Origin of the sequence: Microcoleus sp. S13C4 (assembly GCF_036700865.1) — a bacterium.
Taxonomy (GTDB): Bacteria; Cyanobacteriota; Cyanobacteriia; order Cyanobacteriales; family Microcoleaceae; genus Microcoleus.
On the sequence record NZ_JAUBPS010000164.1, the window covers coordinates 1 to 1,656 of the forward strand.

At 48.0% G+C, this 1,656-nt stretch carries 1 protein-coding gene; it reads right to left on the reverse strand.

Annotated elements, in window-relative coordinates; translation table 11 throughout:
- Positions 1 to 1,057, reverse strand: a 1,057-nt coding sequence (gene ltrA, locus QT996_RS28420) for a group II intron reverse transcriptase/maturase (RefSeq protein ID WP_333050846.1), incomplete at its 3' end; no start/stop codon positions are given.
- Between the last annotated feature and the right edge of the window lie 599 nt (positions 1,058 to 1,656).

Below are 1,656 nucleotides of genomic sequence, written 5' to 3' on the forward strand. Positions count from 1 at the left end.
TTACCGATTCCTTGCTTGGCTTAATCAGCAGCTTCCAACCTGTTTTAGAGGTTTTTTCGGCTCTGTAGTGTCTGATGTTGAAGCCTAGAAAGTCGAATCCCTCACTCAGATGAACAATTTTGGTTTTCTGGGCTGATAGCTCTAACCCTCTTTGTTGCAACCAACTTTTTAGGATTTCAATCACTTCTTCGGCATCTTCTTTAGACTCACAGAATGCTGCAAAATCGTCCGCATAACGAACGATTGCTCGCTTTCCAATAGACTGACCTCTGGAGTCGTATTTGACACCAATGGCTTCCTCCATTCCATGCAAGGCAATGTTAGCCAACAAGGGGGACACCACGCCGCCCTGGGGAGTTCCACTATCCGTTTCATGAAAAACTCCTTGTTCCATGTATCCTGCCTTGAGCCATTGTTTAATCAGTTCCCGACCAGGGACTTCACCAATTGCCTTGAGCAAGAATTCATGGCTGATATTGTCAAATGCGCCTTTGATGTCAGCATCTACGACCCATTTCTTCCGTTTATTTGGTCGAGCTAAGCCGAAGATCTTCTCAATGGCATCGTGACAACTTCTACCAGGGCGGAATCCGTAGCTGGTTCCCTCGAAATTTGCCTCCCATTCTGGTTCAAGAGCGTTCTTGACCATTGCTTGAAGACATCTGTCTTTGACAACAGGGATTCCCAGTGGGCGTTGTTTTCCATTTGCTTTCGGTATGTACACCCGACGCGCAGGTTTTACTCTCCAAAGGGTGAAAGCCGATAATTCATCGACCAATTTGCCTCTGGTTGTAGGAGTTTTCACCACTACTTTGTCAATTCCTGGCGTATTTCTACCTGCGTTCTGCTGCGTCACTCTGCGAACACTCATCAGAATGTTGGCATAGCTTCGTAGCATTAGCTTTTGAAGCGAACGTACCTTTTGATAGTTCCGTTCTGTGGTCGCCCGAAAGATTCTCTGTCTCAAATTCCTGACAGTCCGATTGATTTTGCGCCAGTTAATGGCGTTCCAATCGGTTTGCCCTTTGGTTCCGTTTGCTAAAGCAATGCTTTGCATCTAACTTGCCCCTGAGTGAGAAATCATTACAGAAGTCTTTGGGTAATTCACCTGACCCACGTCAGCACCCTTTTAGGTTGGGTATTGCCCTATCCAGCAGGTTATGGATTTCCTTTGCCTTTCGGCTTACTGGCGTTCGCTTCTTGGGTCATCCCTGTCCCACTGGGGAATTCAGTCGTCCTTGCGGTTGACCTACTGGAAATCCAGACCCCATTGGGGTTACCACGTTCCACATGTTAGAGATGCAACTGAAGAGGGTGTCTCCTTTACTGCGGGGACGGGGTGTCCTCGAATTCGATTCATAAGACCGAATTCCGTGCCTCGGTTGGTAAGACCGAGGTTCATTGTCCCTTCATCACCGTATCAGCCATATTTCGATGACCAGACGTCACGCAGCCTCATCAGAGATTCACTTGCGTTCACCCATTCAGTCTTCCTCTTGCCCGGTTTGTCCAAATGGCTTGGACGCTCCTTAGACGTTACCTCCTTGCAAAAGACCCCACCGTTACCAGTGATGCCCTTGGAGATTGAGGATAGGTTTGGACACTAACCTAGAGAAGTCACCTCCTCACTCACAACATGCGACATCGTGTCGCGCT